Consider the following 20944-nt stretch of genomic DNA (forward strand, 5'->3'; position numbering starts at 1 on the left):
CCCCCATTCTCTTACGATTCTATCAATATATTACGAAACAAGACCTAGAAAGTTTCAATAATTCCTGTAAAAAAAAAGCGAACCCTGCAAAGGATTCGCTCTTGTATTGGAATTAGCTGTTATACGATTTCTTTTGACGACGATCGCTAGAAGAACGATTGCGATCATTAGATGAGCGCTTTTTGTCACCGTAAGATGAACGGCTTTTCCCGCGATAGCCGCCTCCGCCACCGCTATCTCTACGTTTAGAAGAGCTTCGGTTGTTACGATTGCGTTTTGAAATCATTGGTGCTTCATCTGTCAAACGAACAGGAGTTGCATCCGGCTCTTTTGTCATCATTTTAATGGCAGCCGCAACAACTGTTACTGAATCATGATCTTCTAACAATTCAGCAGCTGCTGTCATGTAGAAGTTTAAGTTATTCTCACTAATGATTGTACGCAGTCGATCAACGGTTACTTGCTGTTGTCCTTCGATCGCTTCATCTAAAGTTGGTTCTTTCATACGATCCATTTTGCGCTTTGTCGTTTGTTCAATCGCACGAAGCATATCTTTTTCACGTGGTGTGATAAATGTCACCGCCATACCTGTACGTCCAGCACGTCCTGTACGTCCAATACGGTGGACATAACTCTCTGGATCTTGAGGTACGTCAAAGTTATAAACGTGTGTCACACCAGAGATATCAAGCCCACGTGCTGCAACGTCTGTCGCAACAAGCACATCGATTGCACCTTCTTTGAATTTACGAAGAGCCACCATTCGCTTCGCTTGCGTCAAGTCACCATGGATCCCTTCTGCTGTGTAGCCTCTAAGGTTTAGAGCTTCAGTCAATTCATCAACACGACGTTTCGTACGACCGAATACAATTGCAAGCTCTGGTGATTGAATGTCAAGAAGGCGTGTCAATGTATCAAATTTCTTACGTTCGTGAATATCCAAGTAGAACTGTTGGATGTTAGATACAGTCATTTCTTTTGCTTTGACTTTGACATGCTCTGGATTTGTCATAAAACGTTCTGCAATGCGCTTAATTGGTGCTGGCATTGTCGCAGAGAATAAAAGTGTTTGGTGTTCACTTGGTACGTTTGAAAGGATCGATTCAATGTCCTCAATGAAACCCATGTTCAGCATTTCGTCTGCTTCATCAAGCACGACTGTTTCAACATTTTGAAGACGCATTGTACGACGGTTAATGTGATCGAGTAAACGTCCTGGAGTCCCTACGATAATATGAGGATTTTTCTTGAGCGAACGGATTTGGCGACCGATATCTTGTCCACCATAAATCGGAAGTACGCGTGCACGCTTATCTTGGCCGATTTTATATAGCTCTTCAGACACTTGAATTGCAAGCTCTCTTGTTGGCGCAATAATAATCGCTTGGATATTAGGAGACGCTGGGTCGATTTTTTCAACCAGAGGAATACCAAATGCTGCTGTTTTTCCTGTACCTGTTTGTGCTTGTCCGATGACATCTTTATTTTGAAGACCAAGAGGAATTGTTTCTGCTTGAATCGGTGTTGCTTCTTCAAATCCCATGCGGTTAATAGCCTTCATGAGACTTTCGCTTAATTGAAAATCTTGAAACGTTATAGTCAAATTATTCAAACTCCTTCTAATTGCTGTTTCAGTAATCTCGTGAATGATCATTAAAAACTGTCCTTTTCCGAAAGGACAGGTCCATTATATACAAAGCCCGAATTACCCTATATTATATCTTACCATTACACTATTTGTTTTTCAACAAAACAGAAATGGATATATCTACTGTTCCTCAATGACAGACTCGCCTTCATTCTGTCCACTTTTCTAATCGTTGAATCTTCCTGATTTCTAACCGACTAGGAGTGGAATGATAAGAGCCGCTTTTCAAACTGCCGTCTTTGCTCACATGTTGGTATCTGAACTGAACATTGACATTTCCGTCAAGAACACCAGTAAAAATACTGCCGCTTGATATGAATCTGTTAAAATCTAACCACTCTGACGATATTGACATATGGTTTCATCAGTACTTCCCAATTGCTCAAATTAGACTGAGGGGTAAATGGTTTTCCGTCATATTGAAACAACCGAATCGACCACCTTTTCTTTCCTATTGTAACATAGGCATGCCATTCATTCGACAAAAATGTTGGAAGTTTTAACTAGTGGGATTCAATTGATATTAGTTTAACCACATTTTGGTTTTTCTATATTATTAAAATGATTTTTTTAAAAATTGCTCTACTTTCTCAAACAATTGCTGTGCACAAGGTTCATGGCATACATGATGTTTACAATCGGGTAAAAAGAACATTTCTTTCTGACTGGACGGGATTTTATGATAAATGAACTCTGCACTAGAAGCGGGAACAATTCCATCGCTTTCTCCTTGTACAATTAAAACGGGGAGATGAAGCTTCTCAAGGGAGCTCTTTGTTTGCTTCACTAGCTTCATAAATTCTACAGCGGCCGACAGCGGCGTGCTCGACAGCTTATGACGATACCGATCATACAAAGGATTTGTATCAATCAATCCAGATAGGGACTCTTTTACCATCTGTCTTGTGTCTTGAAACATTTGTTTTGGGTTCACATATTTGGCAGCAGCACTTAAAAGAACAAGACGGGCAATTGGATATTTGGCTGCTAAGTAAGAGGCAATCATCCCCCCCATTGAAAAGCCTATCAAAAAAATGGTGTCGCATGTTCGATAGAGAGATAACAGCTCAAGCTCAGCCGTCGCAATCCATTCCTGATACAGAATTCCTTTCAACTGAAGCTCGTCGCCATGCCCCGGAAGAGTGACAGACTGCACGTTCCAATCTGTCGTCTGCTTTAAATACAGCGCCAGCGGTTCTACCTCATAAGGGGCTCCAGTAAAACCGTGTATACATAGACAGCCAATCATTCTGTCACCTTCTTTGCCGCTAACTTTTATAGTGCAGTAATGACTTCTTCCAATCTCATGCCGCGGGAAGCTTTCACAAGAACAACATCATCAGGTCCAGCTACTTCAGCCAGTTTTTTCTTCAAATCTCCTTTGTCCATGTAAGAAAAAACGCGCGTCTCTCCAAAAGCTTCTTTAGCTCCTTCGGCAATAAATGCACCTAGACGTCCATAAGTTATGACATAATTAATAAACTCCGGCTTGATGTATTGACCAAGTTCAATATGGTATGTTTCCTCTTCGCTTCCCATCTCAAGCATATCGCCAAGCACTAGAATACGATTAGCAAAACCGTCCATATCGCCAACAAGATCAATGGCCGCCTTCATAGATGTTGGGCTTGCATTATACGCATCATTAATAACAGTGATACCTTTATCTGTTTTAAAGAGCTCAAGACGCATCCCTGTTAATTTTGTTTGCATTAGCCCTTGGGCAATTTGTGTTTCAGTTAGCCCAAAATGCTGGCCAATTGCAATGGCAGCGAGCGCATTCTTTACATTGTGTTTCCCCAATATAGGAATTAGAAACGCCTGAGCATACCCTTCGACCTGAAATTCTGTCCCTTCCGCAAGCTGATTGATGTGGGTCACTCGTATGTCACAGTCCTTTGATTCTCCAAAGGTTTTCACAGTGTGATGAAGTGCCTTTTCTCTGTCGCGAAGCAAAGGCTCATCTCCTAGATAATAAAAGACACCGTCCTCTTTCAATCCGCTAGTGATCTCACATTTCGCATCTGCGATCGCTTCTCTTGAACCTAGATCTTGCATATGAGATTCCCCTATATTGGTGATGACAGCCGCATCAGGCTCAGCTAAGTTTGAAAGAAATTCAATTTCTCCTTTTGCACTCATGCCCATCTCCAAAACCGCTATATCTGTTCCTTCCGGCATGGCAAGGATCGTCAGCGGCAGACCGATGTGATTGTTAAAGTTACCCTCTGTTTTGTGTACTTGATATGCAGTTTGTAACACAGAATGAATCATGTCCTTGGTCGTTGTTTTTCCATTACTTCCTGTAATGCCTACAACACGAGGATTTTCTTCTTTTAAGTATGCTTTTGCCAGCTTCTGAAGAGCAGCCAATGTATCCTCTACAAAAATAACTGGAACGTCTTTTGGAGGATGTGTTTCTTTTTGATTCCAAAGTACGGCTGCAGCTCCAAGCTCGACTGCTTTAGAAGCAAATGTGTGACCGTTAAAATGTTCCCCAATAAGCGGGATAAACAGTGCGCCTTTTGATACCTTCCGTGTATCTGTTGTCACTCCGTGAATCTGCTCTCCGCCAAAAGCTGGATTAGATAATGTTCCACCAGCCATTTGGGCGACTTGTTCCACTGTACGTTTCATCATGATTTTTCGCCTCTCTTTCTCAAATTCACTTGAAGGGAAAAGAGACACTACCTGCTGGATAGTGTCTGCTTGTTGCTCTCATTAAAAAGTTGTTTTAATGGTTTGTTTTTCTTGATGGCGTTCGATTGCTAGTGACACTAATTTTTCAATCAATTCAGGATAGTCTACACCAGTATGTTTCCATAACAACGGAAACATACTAAATGGTGTGAATCCAGGCATTGTATTCACTTCATTAATCAGCACTTTGCCTTCCTCCGTTAAGAAGAAGTCTGCACGCACAAGACCAGACCCATCAATGGCTTTAAAAGCCTTGATCGCCATATCTTGAATTGTATTGTATTCATCCTCTGACACACTAGCCGGAATGATCAGGTCTGTATCGCCATCTTCATATTTTGCTTTATAGTCATAAAAATCCGTTTTTGGTGCAATTTCACCAACAACAGAGCATGTCGGCTCGTCATTTCCTAATACGCCAATTTCTATTTCTCTTCCGCTTACGCCTTCTTCCACAACAACACGACGGTCGTATTGGAAAGCTAAGTCAAATGCTGACACAAGCTCTTCTTTACTGCGGCATTTACTAATACCAACGCTTGATCCCATGTTTGCAGGTTTGACGAAGCAAGGATATCCAAGCACTTGTTCAACATTTTCTAAGCTGTCTGCTTGTGCTTTTTCATAATCTTTTCTATTAAAGGAAAGGTACTTTGCCTGTGCGAGTCCCGCCTGAGCAAAGACATCTTTCATCATGATTTTATCCATTCCCGCTGCAGAAGCGAGAACACCATTTCCCACATACGGGATATTTAGCAGTTCAAGTAAACCTTGAATTGTTCCATCCTCACCATTCGGCCCGTGAAGTAATGGAAAGACAACATCAATTTTTTCATCTGTTGAAGCAGGCTGTGGAAACATGTTTTCATTTAAAGAAGTTGGTAAAAACGGCTTTGTTTTTTGTTCAAATTGAAGCATTTTCACATTTGATACTGGTTCAGTGAGTTTTTCTCCTCTTAGCCATTCGCCCTCTTCTGTAATGTAAATTGGATGTATATCAAACTTATCAGTATTAAGTGCTTTCGTAACTGCAAGGGCTGTTTGCAGTGAAACATTATGTTCGGCTGACTTTCCGCCGTAAACCAATCCTAAACTTATTTTCAATGGATACTCCCCCCACTAAAATTCATCTTTACTATCTTATCACTTTCAAGAGAAAATGCTCTAATTAAATTTTGTTGTTATGGAATTGAAATGATTTGTAAAGGTTGTAAGCGCCCCCCGAGCATTTGTATGTCAATCGTCTCTATTTTATATTACAATGACTTTGAAAAGGAGTTGTGACAAATTGAAGAAAATCACAAGTACTGAACAATTCAACGAGATCATTCAATCAGATAAAGAAGTGATCATTAAATTCTTTGCAACATGGTGTCCTGATTGTACAAGAATGGACATGTTCATTCCAGACATTTTAGAGACTTATGCTCATCACGAATGGTATGAAATAAACAAAGATGATTTCCCTGGGCTAGCAGAAACATATCAAGTCATGGGTATTCCTAGCCTGTTGATTTTCAAAAACGGCGAAAAAACAGGTCATTTACACAGTGCTAACGCAAAATCACCCGAAGAAGTAACTGAATTTCTTCAAGAACACATTCAATAATTGAATCAAGGGCATGGCAGAATGAACTGCTGATGTCCTTTTTTATTGCTTTTCTTTTATGTCATCCTCTTTTAACAAATCTCTACATAAGACGAGTCGTATCTCAAAAACGTTTCAACGAAGAAAAGGAATGTTTCACCGGAATTGATGACATAGATTGACAGTAATTTATTTCCTGGGAAAGAATTTATCGTCGATACAAGTGGGAATATGTCGGTTGCGTGAATTTTCCGAATGGAATCTTTACTTATGACATTTGACTTTGTATAATAGAATTGCTAAATGAAAATGATTATCAATTTCATCTGTATAAGATCTTATAGATCATTATTTTCAAAAGGAGCGATGATTGAATGTCTAAAAAGAAAATCAAAACATATCAACAGCTGATCGAGGAGAATAAAAAGGCGATCATGCGTGACCCTAATTTGATGGAAAGTATATATGAAACCATCGACAAGAAGCATCAGAAGCAGCTTGCAGTTAAACTACGATGAGCAGACAGAGCCCTGACTGCCCTTTTTGTTTGCCACCATCAAAAAATAGCAAAAGCCGATAAAATCGAGTAGCTGATTTTATCGGCTTTTGCTTTAGTGTGATTTCGCCACATGGTCTTGTTTCATCCCTAGATAAATGAGCATATAAGTGAGATAGCCCATTGTCATCGTTAAACCGCCGAAGAAAAACTGAGAAAACACAGGTTCCTCAAACGTTGTTACTGCGGCAAGGATGATCCAACTTGCATACAAATAGACCATGAACCATTTGATATTTCTTTTTAATGTATACAGAATCAAAAGACCGGCTAATGAAAAAATCCCTAGCGCTAGTCTGAAATAAACAAGATGATGAAACTGGAAGGCAAAAGACACGAACGAAAACGACAGCAACAACAAAATCGGTAAAGCCAAAATAAAATTTCTCACGATAGTGCCACCTCCATAACTCCTTGTTCATTATAAGACAAAATCAGCCTATGATCGTGAAATATAGACGGAATGTCACAAAGATGTCACGAATTTTTCTTGTTATTTGACACAATTTTTACACATTTACATCACGCTTCCAAAAAAGGAGCCAAGCTGTTCCGACAAAGAAAACGAAATGCGCAACAACAATGAATAATGAAAACAAGACGCTCATTCCATCAAATGGCGGCGGGCCTTGAAAGCTGTATTGAGTGAAGTCTGTATTGGCGAAAAGCAAGATTTTCCCCCACTGATTTTCAAACAGTGACATGATAGTCACGAGAGATTTGGCTCCATATAAAACTAAAAATGAAGTGACCAGTGCAATCAGGCTGTTTCTAAACAAACTAGAACACATAAATGCAAAGCTAGCCATCATGACAACCTCAATCCACTCAGAACCGATGACTTCAAACGTGTACTGAAATAACCGACCTGTGTCTTCGTTAAATTGAGTGCTAAAGAAAATCAGACCAAAGATAAAAGATAAGACATAGTAAAAAACAAACAAATAAATGACGAATAACACGAGTGTGATATATTTAGACAGAAAGATGTGCAGCCTTGTCTTAGGCCGTATCAATAAAAATTTGATTGTCCTTTTTTGAAACTCCGCTGAAATCATCGTCGCACCAATGACGACAGCAAACACTTGTAAAACAAACACGACATTCGTAGAATAGGCAAAATAGTTCGCTACTGTGTATTCTCCAAGACTAGATGGGACTTGTTTCATCGTTAAAGACATCACAAATTGAAAAACAACGAGTAATCCGAGTGCAATGATGGTGATCTTTTGTTTGATTAATTTTTTATGCTCATTTTTGATGAGTTGAAGCATCTGTCGTCCCGCCTTCCGTCCATTTCATAAATACCGATTCAATTGATTTCTTCTGAGGCGTCATTTCATACACATCAAAGCCAGCCAACACAAGTTGTTTGTTGAGCTCCGGCATACTCTCTTTGTTCAATTGAAGCAGGACATGCTGTCCATCAAGCTCATATGTATATCCGTGCGCATTCAGCCATGAAGACGCCTCTTCTACTGGTTGAATATTCATGAGCACCTGCTTTTGTTCATTGATATTTCTCAGATCCACAGTTGCTTTGATTTGCCCTTTTTGAATGATCATCATGCGATGACATAATTCTTCTACCTCATGCAATAGGTGAGTAGCAAATAACACAGATGTGCCCTCCTCTTGCACAAGCGTTCGTAAGTGTTCTCGGAAATCCTTCATTCCAGAGGGGTCAAGACCATTTGTAGGTTCATCTAAAATAAGTAAATCCGGTTTATGTAAAATCGCCTGTGCAATCCCAAGCCTTTGTTTCATCCCTAACGAATAGGTCTTGACCTTATGATGAATGGCATGATCTAGACGAACCCTTTTCACCACCTCATGAATACGATTTTCTGATATACCAACATGCATAGCTGCACACAGCTCAAGGTTTTCAAATCCTGTTAAATATGAATAGAACTCTGGATTCTCTATAATGGCACCAACAGAAGTCATTGCTTTTTGAAAGTGCTCATCTTGAGAATAACCATTGATGGTGATACGTCCATTGCTTTTTTTCATCAATCCCACAATCAACCTAATCAATGTCGTTTTTCCAGACCCGTTTGGTCCAAGCAGACCAACAATTTCTCCTTGCTTGATCTCCAACGTAATATCACTCAAAATGTTTCGTCTGCCTATTTTTTTATTTACTTTCTCTATTTTTAGGACGGCTGACTCCAAAGCAATTCCTCCTTCAAATGTAAAGCCTAAAGCGCCAGTCATAGCCACTTATAACTGTTAAAAGTATATCACGCAAGACAAGCTGCTCTCCCAGAATTGTTTTCAACAGAAAAAGGGCTGATTGGTCAGCCCTTTGTGCCGATTACTGTATTACTAATTGTAAACAGGTGATATGAACTTTTTAATTACTTTCTTCCTTATTTGTGACCTCCAAAACATCCAGGATAAATACAAAGATTGGAATTCCAATAATGAGACCCCAGATGCCAATATAGTGTTCTGAGAAAATCAGCACAATAAACGTGAAGAAAATAGGGAGCTCTGTTTTAGCTGACATCAACTTCGGATTCAAAAAATAAGCCTCAATGGCATGGATAATGACGATAACCAAGACAATATAAAGCACATAGATTCCGCCTCCAAGTGTATACGCAATAATACTCAATGGAATAAGAGAAATGACCACACCAGCGACTGGAATCAAGCCTAGCAAAAAAACCATGACTGCTAATCCAAATAATTGCGGGAATCCCATGATACCAAGGGCAATCGTTGTTAATACACAATTAACGGTCGCAATAATAAATTGAGCTTCGAGTACCTTCCCAAACGTTCTGGAAAATTTACGACCAAAGAAGGCAAGTTCATGATAGAATACAGAGATTTTGCTCGTTTTAAATTTATTCATAAATTGAATGAGGCGTTCCTTTTCAAATAAGAAGAACATGCTTAATATTAAGGACATAATAACCTGAATACTGAACGTGCTAAGATCTGTTAAGTATGTATAGAGGAAATTGAACCCTTTCTCAAAAAAAGATGAAATTTTAAAATCTCCGAATACGTTTGTGATGACATCAAAGAAGGGTATATCTTGTGGATGATCTGCAATTTTCTTACCTAGACGAAATAACTGCTCAACCTGTTTGATGATGATTGGCACAAAAACAAATCCACCAAATGTCAATCCACCAGCTAGGAGAATGTACAAAATGGTAATAACCGATTTCTGTCCTATTTTCAGAAAGCGATTTAAAAAGCATCTAATGACTTCTTCTAAACGATTCATTAAAAAAGTGAATATGAAGGTCAAGAGAATTAAATTCATCATTCCTCTTAATAGATATAATATCGTGGCCAATACTACAAATACTGAAAACCGTTTGACACCGGGTTTTTCAAACCATTTTAAAAATGCCGCCATTAAGTTACACACCTGCCAGGACTAAAGTCTATTTTTCATCGCATCTGATATACATTATATCGGATCTTTCTGTAAATTATATAACAAACGGTCAATGAGTTCTTACGATTCGTTCTATTTTTATGAAGGTTTAAGGTAACAAGAAAAAAACCGAACCCATGTAGAACATAAGGTTTCGGTTTTTGATTGTTTTTATACTACACAGCCTGCTTGATATTCCGCATTTCCTGAAGTGCAATTTTGCTTTTATGTTCGTCAAATTCACCTTCACTTTTCGCAACAATGATTGTTGCAATTCCATTTCCAATTAAGTTTGTGATGGCTCTTCCTTCACTCATAAATCGGTCGACACCAAGAAGCAGTGCAAGCCCTTCAAGCGGAATGACCTGAAGTGCAGCAAGTGTAGAAGCCAGCACGATAAATCCGCTTCCTGTCACCCCAGCCGCCCCCTTTGAAGTAAGCATAAGGACAAGGATAATGGTCATCTGCTGACCGATTGACAGGTCGACACCAAAAACTTGGGCTAAGAATACAACGGCCATCGATAAATAAATAGAGGTTCCATCTAAGTTAAATGAATAGCCTGTTGGAATGACAAGCCCAACAACGGATTTAGAACAGCCATATCGCTCCATTTTATCCATCATTCGTGGCAGTACAGATTCTGATGAGCTTGTGCCAAGTACAATGAAAATTTCATCCTTAATAAAACGAAGGTAGCTGAACAAGCTAAAGCCATACATCTTACAAATGATGTTCAATACAACAAAAATGAATAAGAACATGGTTAAGTAAACGGACAACATCAGGCTCCCAAGTTGTTTCATAGATCCGAGACCAAAGTGACCAATTGTATAAGCCATTGCACCGAATGCACCTAATGGCGCGGCACGCATGATATATCCAATGATTTTGAAAAAGACAAGTGACAGCTTATCAAGCCAATCGATGATCTCTTTCCCCTTCTCACCAAGTGCTGCAAGCGCTATTCCGAATAAAATAGAGAAGAATAAAACCTGTAAAATGTCTCCCTTTGCAAAAGCATCTACCATGTTAGATGGCACAATGTGTGTGACAAATTCTATCCAGTCAATTCCCTTTCCCCCACCTTGGGTATACTGCGAGACATCCCCTTTTTCAAGCTTACTATAGTCAAGACCCGCTCCCGGCTTCATGATATTCACAACAAGAAGACCGATCACCAATGCAAGAGTTGTGACAACTTCAAAATAAATAAATGCTTTTCCGCCGACCTTTCCAACCTTTTTCATATCACCCATTTTGGCAATACCAAGTACAATTGTTAGGAAAATAATCGGTGCGATCACCATTTTAACTGCGTTGATAAATGTATCACCAAGCGGTTTCATTTCCTTCCCAACGTTCGGCCAAACCATCCCTACAATAATCCCGATGATGACGGCTGAAATGACTTGAAAGGTCAGGTTCTTTAAAAGCCTCTTCATACACTTCCTCTCCTCACCCTTTAATGTAAACGCTTAACCCATCTCTGTAGATAAATGATAGCGATTTCAATCAAGGCTGAGAAGCTTATGAACATATCGTACATTTTGGTCTTTTTGGTCTATTAGTCAGAATGTACGATATATTTATTTACAGGTCTTCCTACCCCGCCATATTGCATATCTATTTTCAGCTCGCCTTCTTTCACAAGAAAGTCTAAATATCGGCGTGCTGTGACACGGGCAATGCCAAGCGCATTTGCGACTTGTTCTGCTGACTGTGCTCCTTCTTGCAAACTCATATATGCTTTAATTTCGTTCATCGTATGCACATTCAGCCCTTTAGGGAGCCATGATTCTTCCTGCTTAACGGCAGGCTTTCGTATGATATCGTCCAGCATCTCCTGAGAAAATTCTGTTGCGGTACGAATCTTTGATTGAAAGGCTTTATAGCTTTCAAGAGATGCCTTCATCCGTCCAAATTTAAACGGTTTAATGATATAGTCTCGTGCACCGTTTTGGAGCATAACAGCTATGGTTTCTTTGTCCTTTGCTGCGGAAATCACGATCACATCAACCTGCATCTTCTGCTTTCTGATTTCTTGTAGCGTTTTCACCCCGTCTTTTTTTGGCATATAAACATCAAGCACAACAAGATCTGGACGAACCTCTTTTATGAGCTGAATGCCTTGTTCACCATTCCCTGCCACAGCCACTACTTGAAAGCCAGGAACACTCATAATAAACTCTTTATTGACTTCTTGTACCATCGGATCATCTTCAATTAATAGCACCTTGATATGAGTCATCTGTCTCTCTCCTCTATTGTCATTGGGAATTCGATTGAGAAGGTGGTACCAATGCCGATGCTTGATGTCACTTCTACATTTCCCATCCCTTTGTCGATAATCGTCTTTACAATATACAGTCCATAACCTGTTCCGCCTTCTTTGCCATGTGTGAACCCTTTGTCAAAAATATGAGGAATCATCTCCTCCTCGATTCCAGACCCATTATCTTCAATCAGAATCGCTAGTACATCCTCCGTCTGATCAATACTAATGGAGATCTTTTTGTATTCACGCTCAACTGTATCAAAGGCTGCAAAGGCATTCTCAATAAAATTACCAAGAAGTTTCGTCATATCGTGCTGATCTAAACGATTGGGAAAATCTCGCAGACAGCTATTCTCATCTACTTTGACTTTTATGCCAAGCTCTTTGCCTCTTCTAATCTTGCTCATTAAAAGACCCACCACCGCATCATGCTGAATGACCCGATGAAGAAAGTCAGTGACATGTTCCTGTTCTTCTGTCGTTTGAAAAGCCAGTTCCAAAGCCTGATTCGTTTTCCCAAGCTGAATCAATCCCGCAATGGTATGAAGCTGATTCATATGCTCATGATTTTGAACTCTCAGGCCATCAACGAAGTTCTTAACCCCTGTTAGTTCCTCTGCCAATTTGGCTGCCTCTGTCCGGTCTTGGAAAATAGCCACTGCACCGATGATCTTCTTTTTCATCACAATTGGAATCCGGCTGCTCATGATTCGTTTTCCACTCATATGAATTTCTTCATTGTAGACCGGTTCTGCTCGCTCAATGATTTCAGGCAGCCTCGTATCCGCCAATACATCCCATATATTCCGACCAACCACATCACCTGTTACCCCAAAAATCTGCTTTGCCTTTTCATTAAAAATAGTAATCATGTGCTGATTATCTATGGCGATGACCCCTTCATTGATAGAGTGAAAGGTTGCAGTACGTTCCTCTAGCATCCTCACAATCTCATGCGGCTCCAGCTTAAACATTTGCTGTTTAATATGACGGGCGAGTAAGAATGAACCGACAAGCCCGAAACTTAGCGTCAGCAGCAAGATCATGATGATATCCCGCTTCATTTCTGCTAATATATCCGTCATGCTCGGTAACGTTCTTCCTACAAGGACAACCCCTATTTGATGAAACGTTTCATTTTTCACCGGATAGAATGCTCTTATCGCTGTTCCCAGCTCTCCCTCTGCTTCTGAGAAATAAATATGCTCTGCGAAAGCCGGTTCTTCATCTGTTCCCTCTGAGCGCTGACCAATTCTCGTCTTGACTGGATGCGTTAATCTGATGTGATCCATATCCATCACCACAATATAGTCAGCGTCTTGGATAATACGAATCTCTTCAATTGCATGTTGTAAACGAGAACGTTCCTTTGCCTGATTAGCTAATGCCTGCTTCACCTCGCTCATTTCAGCGACGGTTCTCGCTGTATTCATGAGTCTTTTCCGGAGCTCTCTTTCCTCCGTTTGCTTTATCCCGCCTACAAGAACAATTCCTCCGATGAAAAGTGCAAAAATAACAACGAAATAAGTCAAGATAGTGAGCTTCCACCTAATGGATAATTGATGTAATTTCAATTGATTTCTCAACATTTTTTCACCTGTATCTTTACGGATTCTTCCTCTGTCAAGTATGCTTGACATAAGGGAAGGGGGAGCTGTCGCATGAAGAATTTACTTGCCTATACGTTGTTGCTGATCATTGGTATTGTAACCGCTTTATACTTTGGTTCTTATCATATGATGCCGAAATCAGCTACTATATTTGATGATGAACAGATAGGGCTGAAGGACCAGCTTGTATTTAAATTTAGTCATGTCGTTGCTGACAATACACCGAAAGGGCTGGCTGCAAAGAAGTTTGCTGAGCTGGTGCATGAGAAATCTGATGGAAAGATCACCATTCAAATTTTTTCAAACGGGAGCCTTTATTCCGATATTGAAGAGATTCATGCACTGAAAGAGAACCAAGTCCAGTTTATCGCTCCGTCTACCTCTAAGCTTGGCATGCTGTCACCTGAATGGTTAGCACTCGATCTTCCCTTTGCTTTTCCTAATTATGATGCTGTTCAAGAAGGATTGAATGGTGCAATTGGACAGAGATTGTTTAGCACTTTGCAAAAAGATGGGCTAAAAGGAATGGCATATTGGACAAATGGATTTAAACAAATTACCTCTAATAAAAGCCCGATCAAACTACCAAGTGATCTAAAAAATCAATCACTTCGCATCATGCAAAGTGACATGATTGAAAAACAATTCAAACTTCTTGGCGCAAAGCCATATCAAGAATCATTCAACTCCACGTTTCAGCTATTAGAAATGAAAAAGGTAGACGGTGAAGAAAATACAATTTCAAATATTTATTCAAAAAAATTCTATCATATACAAGACTATATGACGATCAGTAATCATGGTTATTTAGGGTATGTTGTCTTGACGGATCAATCATTCTTTGAACGCCAAACACCTGAAACGAAGCGAATTTTACTTGAAGCAATGGAGGAAACAACTGCGTGGAATGAAAAACATGCGGAACAACTAAATAAAGATCAGTTGAAGGAAATGAAACGTGAATCACCTATAGCAATCCACGAATTAACACAAACAGAGCGAAAAAAGTGGGTGAAAGCTTTCGATCCTTTATATGATGAAGCTGAAAAAACCATCGGTTCTACCTTGGTGAAACAGATTCGTGAGCTTCAGACACGTTATGAAAACTCCCAAATCAATGCCTTGCAAGCAGAAAATGAATAGCAAATCAAAAAAAATCCCTTGTGCAGCTAAGGGATTTCAGATTGTTCACAAGAGATTTTTTTATGCCCTGAACTCACGCTGTTTTTGTTGCGTGATTTCCTCCAGCCTTGCTAAAATTCTGCGCTTTCGATATTGCATGATGCCCGTTTCGGCAATTCCCTTTAATTGTGAGCGGTTGGACACTGCTCCGAACAAAATACCCGCAATTGGGACAAGCTGAAATAATTTCTTCCAGCCAAATGAATCTCGGTAGTTAAACACCACCTCACGCCATCCTTGTATTTGAGAAATCATATTTTCGCGCTTTCCTTCAGAGGCATGATAGCTCTTCAGCTCTTTTAATATTGATTTTTTTCCCACCACATCAGCAGCGTTTAGCTGCAAACATTTAATGATAAATACCCGCTCTTCCTTGTTTTTCGGATCATATCCATAGGTGACGGCAATATCCTGTAATGTTTTCAATGATAGTCCTAACACAACCGGGATATCTGCCGCTAGTGTAAACATGCCACCAACCCCTGTTGTCGCACCTTGAACAGTGGCTAAATTTGCTCTATTTTTCCCCATATGTTCACTAATGGTATCCATGACTTCGATAGGGGCTTTTTGAATATCTTCTATGCTATGAATGGACTCGCCGGCACATTTTGCTTGAAATTGAAGAATAATTCCTTTTTCCGAAGTCAAATACACACCGCCTGATTGAATGTAGTGCCCCATTTCATCTAATAACACGCCGATTTTCTTTTGAATAAAGGCAGGAGTCAGCTTGTCCAACATTTGAAATGGAAGACGGCTGAGTTTCTCCCAGAACCACACCTTTTGTTGTTCTTGCTCCCATTTTTCAATTTCCTTTAATTGTGCTTTTAACCACTCTCTTTCCTCCATGCCTTCTTCCTCCTTAGATGTCGATCGTCATTTTCTGTTATTATACACATTCCACCTCCATCATACGTATAAAATATTGAAGCGGTTCCGAGAGGTTTAAATTTCTTTCAGAACGGTTATTGTTAAATAACAATCAAAAGAGGAGTGATCCATATGTTAGGATTTCTGATTTCATTAGTTGTTGCGATTGTCATTGGTCTCATTGGCAGTGCACTCGCTGGAGGTAGTATTCCCGGAGGATGGTTTGGGTCTATGATTGCTGGGCTTGTAGGGGCTTGGATTGGTCATGGGTTACTTGGAACGTGGGGTCCTAGCCTTGCAGGCTTTGCGATCATTCCAGCGATCTTAGGAGCTGCTATTTTTGTTATTATTTTAAGCTTGATTTTCCGCAGTGTTGGATCAAGGTTTTCTTAAATCAAAAAAAGAGGAAGCAGAGGGACACCGCTTATCATGGCGGTGTTTTTTTCTGCATTTGATTAACATAGCATCTATTTTCTTCACTTACATATGATAAACAAATATATTAGTTCAGATAGTTGACAATTCTTCCTGAGGAGAATATGATGATTAAAAATTGCATAGAGGAAACTTTTTGTGCCGAAGTAAAACTTCGTAGAATTTAGGTGATGACATATGACAAATAAATATATCGAGGCACAAGCACAAATGTCAGTAGCTGCTCAGCATGCACTTGAAGGAAAGGTCAAAGGGGTTAGAAGGCTTCTTCCTTTTCTCGGACCCGCTTTTATTGCTGCCATTGCTTATATTGATCCAGGTAACTTCGCCACCAACATTGCCGCTGGCTCAAAATATGGTTATCTTCTATTGTGGGTCATTCTCATATCGAATCTCATGGCTTTGCTCATCCAGTCTTTATCCGCAAAGCTTGGAATAGCTACAGGTAAAAATTTACCTGAAATCGCACGTGAAGAGTTCCCTAAGCCTGTCTCCATTGGTTTATGGATTCAAGGAGAGCTCGTGATCATCGCTACAGACTTAGCCGAATTTATCGGGGCTGCACTTGGTTTATATCTGCTTTTCCGCATTCCTTTGCTTGAAGCATCCATGATTGCTGCAATCGGTTCTTTTGCAATTTTGGAGCTACAAAGAAGAGGTTACAGAGCACTAGAAGCTGGAATCACCAGTATGCTGTTCGTAGTCGTGATTGCTTTCGCTGTGCAAACATTTGTCGCAAAGCCTGATATTGCGAGTGTCGCTGGCGGACTCTTGATTCCAAGGTTTGATGGAGCAGATAGTGTGTTACTTGCAGCAGGAATATTAGGCGCCACAGTCATGCCGCATGCCATCTATTTGCATTCAGCCTTAACCCAAAGGAGAGTCGTCGGCAGAACAGAGAAAGAGAAAAAACTCATTTTCCGCTTTGAGTTTTTAGATATTCTGATTGCCATGCTTGTCGCTGGTGCGATCAATGCAAGCATGTTGATTGTGGCTGCTGCTTTATTTTATAAAAATGGCTTATTTGTTGAAGATTTAGATGTCGCCTTTCGACATTTTGATACACTAGCGGGTCCTGTATCGGCGATTTTATTTGGTGTTGGACTGCTTGTGGCCGGTCTTTCAAGCTCTTCTGTCGGTACATTATCAGGCGATATTATTATGCAGGGCTTTATTCAATATCGCATCCCGCTGTATGTACGCCGTCTGATTACAATCATTCCCCCTATTGCGATCATTGCATCTGGGGTGAATCCGACATCTGCGCTTGTCATGAGCCAAGTGATCTTATCCTTTGGCATTGCTTTTGCTTTAATCCCTTTGATACTATTTACAAGTAAAAAACGAATTATGGGCGATTTGACGAATGCATGCTGGGTGACAGGAATATCTTGGGTGATAGCAGCTCTTGTTGTTGCACTGAATGTATTTTTAATTGTTGATACCTTTATGTAAAAGACAGTGATTCTGCTGTCTTTTTCTTTCGATTGGGCTATGGTAAAATTTCCACGAGAGGATGTGGGCATATGTTTTTGTATCAAGATCAAGATTTATCAATGCGTTTGCTTGAGCCCAGAGACGCAAGAAGTCTGTTTTTGCTCATCCAACGTTCGAGACAACATTTGCGTGAATGGATGCTTTGGGTTGATTCGACACAAACGGAAGAAGACAGCATGGCTTTTATTCAAAGTGCAATGCAACAAGCCTTGAAAAACAACGGATTTCAAGCAGGCATCTGGTCACATGGCGAACTCGTTGGAATCATTGGCACACACCAGATTGACTGGATGAACCGAACCGTTTCCATTGGCTATTGGCTTGGTGAGGGCTATCAAGGGAAAGGACTCATGACAAAAGCGTGCAAAGCCGTCATTCAATATTTATTTGAAGAATGCGGATTGCATCGAATTGAGATTAGAGCGGCTGTAGATAATATGAAAAGCAGGCGCATCGCAGAGCGATTATCATTCTCTCTTGAAGGCATCCTCAAGGAATGTGAATGGCTTGGTGACCATTTCACAGATCATTGTGTATACGCACTTTTGCAGCCGGAATACACCAAACTAAAAGCTCATCATTGAATCAACCTATTTAATTGTGTCGATTGCATGAACTATTTTACAAAGTGAAGCTTTGTTATATCAGTTGTGATCGTCATCTGATAAAATAGAAGGAAAAATCGAGGTATGACGTATGTCTCTTATTATTTTATTTTACTTATGGATTGTTCCTTTATTATTTGGCATTTTCTTTTCATTCATGACAAAGAAAGCCACATACAAACGCCGCTTTGTTCCATCTTATTGTATGGTGGGGCTCAGTATCGTTTTTCTCATCTTGGCACTTGTCTTTTCTGCCAGCCATTTTCTATTCATTTGTGGTATATTCCTATTTGCCACAACACTTGTTGGCACAGGCATTCCATTATTTTTAGCCTTTACAAAAACACGTTGACAAAAAACCACCTTTTCGCCGTAAAAAGGTGGTTTCTTTTTATTTCTCTGGCATGCTGTAGGTAACAGAAGAATCTGGATTTTCTTTGATTGCCTTTATAAATCTTGCAAGATCTCTGCTGCTCGATCATTTGAGTCATACTTTCCGAGTGTTTTGTTCCAATCTAAAGAACCGCTTCCTATGATTCCTGTAATTTTTTTGCCCTGCATAGTGACCTCTTTTATAATGACCACACTTTGATTTCCAGTTGGGGTACGCGGATAAAAATTGAGCTTAATGGGAACGTGTTCGAGGAGGTTACCCTTTTAAAAATGTGAATAGTTATCATAGTCGATTAAAAGGCTGGTTAAATAGGTTTTAATGGTGTGGCTACTAAGTACCTAGACCATTCTTTGAGTTGGGTTTAATTTCTAGACCAAATTAGGGATTTAAATGACGACACAACTGATAATAAGATGATTGTTGAGAGCTGCTTTTCTCTACTAATGAGACCTATGATAAAATTAGGTTATCAAAATATAGAATTAAAAGGTGTGATGGGCAATTGCTGGGATTACCGAGAGGGGAAGTTTTTTTAGTTCCTTGGTCTACTGAGTGGGCAAAAGAATTTAAAACAGAAAAGAAACAGATAATAGGTGTTATTGGTCAATACACGGTGAACATACACCATATTGGAAGTACAGCAGTCAAAGGTTTAAGCGCTAAGCCAATTATTGATATTGCAATTGAAATAGATAATTTTCTTGATGGAGAAAAATTTGTAACAGCATTGGAAGGACTCGGTTACTCATATAGAGGTACAAATGTATTACCAGAAAGACACTACTTTAACAAAGGTGAACCAAGAACACATCAAATCCATATGTACCAAAGAGACAATAAGTATTTATTAGAACAGTTAAATTTCAGAGATTATTTGAGAAATAACGAACAAGCAAGAAATGAATACCAACACCTTAAACTTAAACTATCAAGTTTAAATAAAAATGACAAACACAAATACGCAGATGAAAAGACTGATTTTGTTAAGTCAATTATTGGAAAAATTGGAACTCCTAATTAAAGGAGTCCCTTTTCCTTGTCATAAAATCAACATTATTCTTTAACATAGCTTTAAAAAGAATACACACTAGTATCATCTTAGTGTCATGTTTAGATAACTAATAATTCAACCTGAATATTTCTAGAATTTTCTCTTTCCATATTCACAACAGCTCTAAATTCCTTCGTTTCAATTATATTTTCATAAGGTTCATCAACCCTATAATGGTGTTCAGCTATTGTCCCTTCTTTCTTCATATTTACACTGGTAGCATTCAATGTAATTTCAAAACTTTCATATACTCCATCTATAACATTTTTCATACACCCTATACACTCATCCACTTCTTCTGATGAAATATCTTGTATAAAATCTGAGAAAATACTTATTTCTTCTGGTAAAACTATCTCTAAATCACCAAATCGATCTTCCTTAAATTCATATGATTATCATCACCTTATATATTATTTTTTATATAGTGGCTATGCTGTAGCTATTCAAGTATATCTCTATTTTAATTCCTGATGATGTTACCCCTTTAAGCTTATTAGGACCTATCTATTTTTTATTTTGGTAAGCTTCATCAATAGCTTTTAAAACATCAACAAATTGTTTTAAAAATTGATCAGAGGTAAAAAGGCTCATTCCCCTTCTTTGTTGAAGTTAGAATAAGCCTTTAAAGGTTAGCAAACATGCTTGTCAATTTTTTTAGTATTTGATTTATTGTTTTTATTATGAGATCAATCTATCCATTGCAATACTTACTTGCTTAATTATTATGGATAGGTATAATTTATTGTTCGTCTCCTGTCAAACTATATTTTTCAACTATTTTTCTTAATATCTTACTAATAATTTTCTCATCTTGAGGATACTCTTTGATATACGTATTACAGGCTTGCTCAAGATAATAATAGAATGTCTGATAATCTACAATAATCTCCTCATCATGAAGTGCAAACATTACTCCTTGAAATGGCTCCTCGTCGGCTTCAAGATCATTTGAAAAAGTGCAATCAACAGCATTAATACCATAACCTACCCCCGTAGATAAATGCTGAATAATTTTTACAAAGCTATCATCAGTGATTGCATTGAAAAAAGCCACTACAGGAAAATGTTCATCTCTTAACATTTGAGATTCTAAAATTTTTCTATTCATATTATTTGAATCC

22 protein-coding genes and 2 pseudogenes are annotated in these 20944 nt (G+C 39.1%); 9 read left to right on the top strand and 15 right to left on the bottom strand.

The features are described from left to right. Window positions 1-112: 112 nt before the first annotated feature. From ABVJ71_RS09180 to ABVJ71_RS09200, 5 genes are all read right to left on the bottom strand, one after another. Complete coding sequence (locus tag ABVJ71_RS09180) at window positions 113-1603, bottom strand: DEAD/DEAH box helicase (RefSeq protein WP_353853759.1); 1491 nt, start codon at window positions 1601-1603, stop codon at window positions 113-115. Between the two features lie 193 nt (window positions 1604-1796). Further along, window positions 1797-2003 carry a hypothetical protein gene (locus ABVJ71_RS09185; protein ID WP_353853760.1) on the bottom strand — a complete coding sequence of 69 codons (207 nt, stop codon included), beginning with the start codon at window positions 2001-2003 and terminating at the stop codon, window positions 1797-1799. A 201-nt stretch (window positions 2004-2204) separates the two neighbouring features. Continuing rightward, entirely contained in the window at window positions 2205-2897 is a 693-nt protein-coding gene (locus ABVJ71_RS09190) for an alpha/beta fold hydrolase (protein WP_353853761.1), read from the bottom strand. A 26-nt stretch (window positions 2898-2923) separates the two neighbouring features. After that, complete coding sequence (gene murF, locus ABVJ71_RS09195; RefSeq protein ID WP_353853762.1) at window positions 2924-4288, bottom strand: UDP-N-acetylmuramoyl-tripeptide--D-alanyl-D-alanine ligase; 1365 nt, start codon at window positions 4286-4288, stop codon at window positions 2924-2926. A gap of 81 nt (window positions 4289-4369) precedes the next feature. Further along, a complete protein-coding gene (locus ABVJ71_RS09200) occupies window positions 4370-5452 on the bottom strand; it encodes a D-alanine--D-alanine ligase (RefSeq protein ID WP_353853763.1) in 1083 nt (360 codons plus the stop codon). A 184-nt stretch (window positions 5453-5636) separates the two neighbouring features. Between ABVJ71_RS09200 and ABVJ71_RS09205 the strand changes: the two genes are divergently transcribed. Then, window positions 5637-5957, top strand: a complete 321-nt coding sequence (locus ABVJ71_RS09205) for a thioredoxin family protein (RefSeq protein WP_353853764.1) — start codon at window positions 5637-5639, stop codon at window positions 5955-5957. 353 nt (window positions 5958-6310) lie between these two features. Then, the gene (gene fbpB, locus ABVJ71_RS09210) at window positions 6311-6454 is read left to right on the top strand and encodes a Fur-regulated basic protein FbpB (protein ID WP_353853765.1); all 144 of its coding nucleotides are present in this window, start codon (window positions 6311-6313) and stop codon (window positions 6452-6454) included. 93 nt (window positions 6455-6547) lie between these two features. Here fbpB and ABVJ71_RS09215 read toward each other — a convergent pair whose 3' ends face one another. The 7 genes from ABVJ71_RS09215 to ABVJ71_RS09245 all read right to left on the bottom strand — a co-directional run bounded on the left by ABVJ71_RS09215 (window position 6548) and on the right by ABVJ71_RS09245 (window position 13747). Continuing rightward, entirely contained in the window at window positions 6548-6883 is a 336-nt protein-coding gene (locus tag ABVJ71_RS09215) for a hypothetical protein (protein WP_353853766.1), read from the bottom strand. A gap of 118 nt (window positions 6884-7001) precedes the next feature. Continuing rightward, window positions 7002-7766 (bottom strand): ABC transporter permease, encoded by a 765-nt coding sequence (locus ABVJ71_RS09220; RefSeq protein WP_353853767.1) that lies wholly within the window; start codon window positions 7764-7766, stop codon window positions 7002-7004. Beyond that, a complete protein-coding gene (locus ABVJ71_RS09225; protein WP_353853768.1) occupies window positions 7744-8670 on the bottom strand; it encodes an ABC transporter ATP-binding protein in 927 nt (308 codons plus the stop codon). Before ABVJ71_RS09225 ends, ABVJ71_RS09220 begins: the two co-directional genes overlap by 23 nt. Window positions 8671-8851: 181 nt before the next feature. Then, window positions 8852-9874 (bottom strand): AI-2E family transporter, encoded by a 1023-nt coding sequence (locus tag ABVJ71_RS09230; protein ID WP_353853769.1) that lies wholly within the window; start codon window positions 9872-9874, stop codon window positions 8852-8854. A 197-nt stretch (window positions 9875-10071) separates the two neighbouring features. Further along, on the bottom strand, window positions 10072-11340 hold the full coding sequence (gene dctP, locus ABVJ71_RS09235) for a C4-dicarboxylate transporter DctP (protein ID WP_353853770.1): 1269 nt from the start codon (window positions 11338-11340) through the stop codon (window positions 10072-10074). A 122-nt stretch (window positions 11341-11462) separates the two neighbouring features. Then, the gene (locus ABVJ71_RS09240; protein ID WP_353853771.1) at window positions 11463-12146 is read right to left on the bottom strand and encodes a response regulator; all 684 of its coding nucleotides are present in this window, start codon (window positions 12144-12146) and stop codon (window positions 11463-11465) included. Beyond that, a complete protein-coding gene (locus tag ABVJ71_RS09245; RefSeq protein ID WP_353856624.1) occupies window positions 12143-13747 on the bottom strand; it encodes a sensor histidine kinase in 1605 nt (534 codons plus the stop codon). The genes ABVJ71_RS09240 and ABVJ71_RS09245 overlap by 4 nt, the downstream gene beginning before the upstream one ends. Before the next feature lie 87 nt (window positions 13748-13834). On the opposite strand from ABVJ71_RS09245, the gene ABVJ71_RS09250 reads away from it, so the two are divergent. After that, complete coding sequence (locus tag ABVJ71_RS09250) at window positions 13835-14926, top strand: DctP family TRAP transporter solute-binding subunit (protein ID WP_353853772.1); 1092 nt, start codon at window positions 13835-13837, stop codon at window positions 14924-14926. Between the two features lie 60 nt (window positions 14927-14986). On the opposite strand, the gene ABVJ71_RS09255 is transcribed toward ABVJ71_RS09250, so the two are convergent. Further along, window positions 14987-15817, bottom strand: a complete 831-nt coding sequence (locus ABVJ71_RS09255) for an EcsC family protein (RefSeq protein WP_353853773.1) — start codon at window positions 15815-15817, stop codon at window positions 14987-14989. Between the two features lie 153 nt (window positions 15818-15970). On the opposite strand from ABVJ71_RS09255, the gene ABVJ71_RS09260 reads away from it, so the two are divergent. The 6 genes and pseudogenes from ABVJ71_RS09260 (at window position 15971) to ABVJ71_RS09285 (ending at window position 19790) form a co-directional block, all read left to right on the top strand. Beyond that, a complete protein-coding gene (locus tag ABVJ71_RS09260; RefSeq protein ID WP_353853774.1) occupies window positions 15971-16231 on the top strand; it encodes a GlsB/YeaQ/YmgE family stress response membrane protein in 261 nt (86 codons plus the stop codon). Window positions 16232-16450: 219 nt separating this feature from the next. After that, on the top strand, window positions 16451-17728 hold the full coding sequence (locus ABVJ71_RS09265) for an Nramp family divalent metal transporter (protein WP_353853775.1): 1278 nt from the start codon (window positions 16451-16453) through the stop codon (window positions 17726-17728). 71 nt (window positions 17729-17799) lie between these two features. Further along, window positions 17800-18354, top strand: a complete 555-nt coding sequence (locus ABVJ71_RS09270) for a GNAT family protein (protein WP_353853776.1) — start codon at window positions 17800-17802, stop codon at window positions 18352-18354. Between the two features lie 178 nt (window positions 18355-18532). Then, a complete protein-coding gene (locus ABVJ71_RS09275; protein WP_353853777.1) occupies window positions 18533-18727 on the top strand; it encodes a response regulator in 195 nt (64 codons plus the stop codon). Between the two features lie 280 nt (window positions 18728-19007). Beyond that, window positions 19008-19247, top strand: a pseudogene (locus ABVJ71_RS09280) (IS1595 family transposase); the annotation flags it as partial. A 24-nt stretch (window positions 19248-19271) separates the two neighbouring features. After that, window positions 19272-19790 (top strand): GrpB family protein, encoded by a 519-nt coding sequence (locus ABVJ71_RS09285; RefSeq protein WP_353853778.1) that lies wholly within the window; start codon window positions 19272-19274, stop codon window positions 19788-19790. A 142-nt stretch (window positions 19791-19932) separates the two neighbouring features. On the opposite strand, the pseudogene ABVJ71_RS09290 reads toward ABVJ71_RS09285, so the two are convergent. Further along, window positions 19933-20176: pseudogene (locus ABVJ71_RS09290) on the bottom strand (tRNA-Val4). 386 nt (window positions 20177-20562) lie between these two features. After that, window positions 20563-20931 carry a ribonuclease toxin immunity protein CdiI gene (gene cdiI / locus ABVJ71_RS09295; protein ID WP_353853779.1) on the bottom strand — a complete coding sequence of 123 codons (369 nt, stop codon included), beginning with the start codon at window positions 20929-20931 and terminating at the stop codon, window positions 20563-20565. Window positions 20932-20944 lie beyond the last annotated feature (13 nt).

The sequence above is a fragment of the Bacillus sp. Bos-x628 genome (assembly GCF_040500475.1).
GTDB classification, from domain to species: Bacteria; Bacillota; Bacilli; order Bacillales; family Bacillaceae; genus Bacillus; species Bacillus maqinnsis.